2 protein-coding genes and 3 tRNA genes are annotated in these 3256 nt (G+C 40.6%); 4 read left to right on the top strand and 1 reads right to left on the bottom strand.

The window, feature by feature from the left end:
* Positions 1 to 14 precede the first annotated feature (14 nt).
* The 4 genes from AC787_RS12975 (at position 15) to AC787_RS12960 (ending at position 1689) form a co-directional block, all read left to right on the top strand.
* A tRNA-Val gene (locus tag AC787_RS12975) sits at positions 15 to 90 on the top strand.
* A gap of 7 nt (positions 91 to 97) precedes the next feature.
* Positions 98 to 173 (top strand) — tRNA-Lys (locus tag AC787_RS12970).
* An 18-nt stretch (positions 174 to 191) separates the two neighbouring features.
* A tRNA-Leu gene (locus AC787_RS12965) sits at positions 192 to 271 on the top strand.
* Positions 272 to 420: 149 nt separating this feature from the next.
* Entirely contained in the window at positions 421 to 1689 is a 1269-nt protein-coding gene (locus AC787_RS12960) for a sensor histidine kinase (RefSeq protein ID WP_054025170.1), read from the top strand.
* A gap of 221 nt (positions 1690 to 1910) precedes the next feature.
* Here AC787_RS12960 and AC787_RS12955 read toward each other — a convergent pair whose 3' ends face one another.
* On the bottom strand, positions 1911 to 2687 hold the full coding sequence (locus AC787_RS12955) for a MerR family transcriptional regulator (protein ID WP_054025169.1): 777 nt from the start codon (positions 2685 to 2687) through the stop codon (positions 1911 to 1913).
* Positions 2688 to 3256: the final 569 nt, after the last annotated feature.

Genomic DNA, 3256 nt, shown 5'->3' with positions numbered 1-3256 from the left:
TTTAGTGTTTCCATGGAGGATTAGCTCAGCTGGGAGAGCATCTGCCTTACAAGCAGAGGGTCGGCGGTTCGATCCCGTCATCCTCCACCATAACTATGAGTCATTAGCTCAGTTGGTAGAGCACCTGACTTTTAATCAGGGTGTCGTAGGTTCGAATCCTACATGACTCACCATTTTTTCATCTCGGATGCGCGCGTATGGCGGAATTGGCAGACGCACTAGACTTAGGATCTAGCGGGCGACCGTGGGGGTTCAAGTCCCTCTACGCGCATCATAGTACGGCAAATGAAGTCTTGCTTAGCAAGGCTTTTTTTGTTGTCTAAAAACTGAAAATGATATTGGAATTGGTTGATTTCGAGTTTTTTTGTCAAAGGAGTTAGCCTCGTGTACAATAAAAACAGCCAAGGGGGAGGATAATATATGAATTTTTACATCACCTTTTTTACAAATTTGAGCATTCTCATCACTTGTGCTTACCTTTCAAACATCCTTTACAAAAATTTTCTAAATCGCACATCATCTATTATGAAAAATAGTCTACTGATTGTCACTTTTATTTTATCAGGCTGGTTGGCGATGATGGTGGGAGTTGAATTAGGGAAAGGCCCCGTATTCGATTTGCGCAGTGTACCTATTATTTTTGCGACATTGATATTCCGAAACCCACGACATGTTCTTATTATTGGACTTGGAATCTCTGCATCAAGATATTTTGTTAATGGAATAACGCCAAACTCACTAACTGGATCAATTAATATTGCGATTATGGGGCTAGTCGCTGCAGGTCTCGTCATACTTTACGAACAACGCCCGTTATGGAGCTATCGTATGAAGGCAACGATTTCTTTACTTACAATTAATGTTGTTCAGGTGACTGGCATTGCCATCTTTGGGGCACTCTCTCGTGAGTTTTATTTGAAGGAGATTATGCCCTATACGCTGCCTCTTTCTATTTTGCTTGGTGCCTTTTTCTTATTCATTATTAATGATTTCTATAAAGAACAGCTCCGATCGGACGAGCTGCGCAACAATAACTTGCTTCTAATGGAGCAGACGAAGGAACTGGAAGACAAAGCTATACAGATTATGAAGTCTTCCAAGTACAAGTCAGATTTCCTCTCCAATATGTCGCATGAGCTTCGGACACCTCTAAACAGTATCATTGTTCTCTCAGAGCTCATCCGAGAGAATACGGCCAGCAAGGAACACAATGAGAATTTTGAGTATGCAGATATGATTAACAGCTCGAGTAACGAACTGTTGCGGACCATTAATGACATCCTGGACCTATCCAAGATGGAAGCAGGGAAAATGGATATCAACTGGGGAGAAGTGTCCGTCGAGGATGTAACAGAGCTGGTATATCATGAATTTTTTCAAATGGCCGAAAAGAAGCAGCTAAGTTTTGAGGTTATAATAGAGGAAGAGGCTCCTCAAATGCTAGTTTCCGATGGACAAAGGCTGAGCCAAATTATTCGTAATCTATTAAACAATGCTATCAAATTTACGGACCAGGGCGGTGTCACTTTGCGCGTATACAAGGATCAACTTACTGACTGCATTGTATTCGCTGTGAAGGATACCGGTATTGGAATAGATGAGGAAAATCAGCAGCGAGTCTTTGATACATTTTCACAAGAGGACAGCACTATTCAGCGGAAATATGAAGGGACTGGATTAGGGCTTTAGATTTGCATACAGCTTGCCAATCTACTTGGCGGTAAACTTGCGCTTAAAAGCACAAAGGGAGTAGGAAGTGAGTTTGCGCTAAGCATGCCCTTAATTCCCTCAATGAAATAGAATTGCGGCTTTAATTGGAGGCCAAATTTCTACATAAAGGCAAGTCTATAGATTCGATTAATGGAAAGGAAGGTGTAGGTGGGCATATGAATGCCTTCCTACACCTTCCTTTATGGATTAACCGTGTCATCCACACTAGTATAAATTAGAATTGCATCCCGCAGAAATACAGCAGCTCCAGGCTGGTTTTTATCATAATAGGCAGTAAATCTTTCATCATCTACATACATTTGAGCAACACCCGCGTGTGCTTCCTTCGAATAGCTGCCCCAATAAAAAGTGAGCCATTGACGATGCAGTTCTGCTGCTTTCTGTGCTAACTGACCTGCAGGATCACCTGTTGCAAAAGCATCTTCAAGCAGGCTTATTACCTCAGCACCTAACTTTTCGATCTTTGTGTGCTGCTCCTCTGTCATGTTTTTGACGATTTGGTTAGAGAGATCCACTTGCTCGTCTCCGTACTTTTCTCTAATTTCTTTACCAAATTTGTTCTCGTTCTCATTAACTAACTGCTGCTTAAAGCCTTCGAATCTTTCTTTATTCTCCATTTTTATTCTCCCTTCTTTTTGAGCTATTGTTTTATCGACATTAGCGATAAGCTGGTCTAACTGTACTCTTTTCTCTAAAAGCTTTTGTCGATGCTGGAGCAGTGCTTTTTCACCGTCAAAAGAAGGTGATGTCACGATGGCCTTGATTTCCTCTAATCCAATCCCAAGCTCTTTGTAAAATAGAATCTGCTGTAATTTATCTACTTCTGCTTGCCCATAAATACGATAGCCCGAGGAATTGATTCGTGCAGGCTTGAGCATGTCGATCTCGTCGTAATAGCGCAGAGCACGTGTACTAATTCCAGCTAACTGACTTAGCTTTTGTATGGTGTATTCCATGTGTTCACCTCCTGACAACATCATCGTACACCTTCACGCACCGTGAAGGTCAACAGGTTTTTTGTGACGCTAGAAATATAAAAATGGAAGTATCTTGGCGGGATTGAGGGATGAGCTGAACTTATAGTGATTGCAAGAAATCATGATATTAGAATGATAAGGGGGAGTTCGTTTGTTATGTAAACAATATCCATTTATAATTAACGCTATTATTCATCATTGCTAATGGAATCATGTATTTATATGCTTAAATGTAGTGTTAAATAGGCATTAAAGCCGTATTAAATGGTATTTGCGTATTAAAATAATGAATATAATAAATTAATTTCAAAAAAGACTTGCATTAGTAGGCCAGTACATGGTATATTCTATTTCTGGCCGAGAGACACACGCGGACAGCAAGTAAAACAAGCATGACAAACGAAAGAATAGTTTGCTCTTTGAAAACTGAACAACGAGTAATAACTGCCTCGAAAATCCTTCGGGATAAGCGAAAAAAGCGATAAAAAGTAATGAGCATTTCAAACACCAATTTGGAGAGTTTGATCCTGGCTCAGGACGAACGCTGG

This window comes from Bacillus sp. FJAT-28004 (assembly GCF_001280845.1).
Lineage (GTDB): Bacteria > Bacillota > Bacilli > Paenibacillales > Paenibacillaceae > Pristimantibacillus.
This window is presented reverse-complemented; position numbering and strand designations above follow the sequence as displayed.

Bases quoted from the DNA above. Each gene is read 5' to 3' on its own strand.
- AC787_RS12960 (WP_054025170.1), top strand. From the start codon at position 421: ATGAATTTTTACATCACCTTTTTTACAAATTTGAGCATTCTCATCACT.
- AC787_RS12955 (WP_054025169.1), bottom strand. From the start codon at position 2,687: ATGGAATACACCATACAAAAGCTAAGTCAGTTAGCTGGAATTAGTACA.